1 pseudogene is annotated in these 219 nt (G+C 26.5%); it reads right to left on the bottom strand.

Annotated elements, in window-relative coordinates:
- A pseudogene (locus tag AYC60_RS03880) lies at positions 1-219 on the bottom strand (sodium-dependent phosphate transporter); the annotation flags it as partial.

Below are 219 nucleotides of genomic sequence, written 5' to 3'. Positions count from 1 at the left end.
AAAGAATATTCCAACAAAACCAAATAGTATTCTTCCTACATTATTAATACTTATCCTATTAGTAAAAGTAAAAAGAGCAACCACAAAAAACAATATTTGAAGTGCATAATGAGTAATATTAAAACCTATAATTACTGTAGAAAGTGTAGTTACAATATTTGCACCCTTAATTATACCTATAGCTTGTATTAAAGTTAGTAAACCATCTCCAACTAAACC

Origin of the sequence: Streptobacillus felis, from assembly GCF_001559775.1 — a bacterium.
Taxonomy (GTDB): Bacteria; Fusobacteriota; Fusobacteriia; order Fusobacteriales; family Leptotrichiaceae; genus Streptobacillus; species Streptobacillus felis.
The sequence above is the reverse complement of the archived record's forward strand: the minus strand, read 5'-3'. Positions and strand labels throughout refer to the sequence as shown.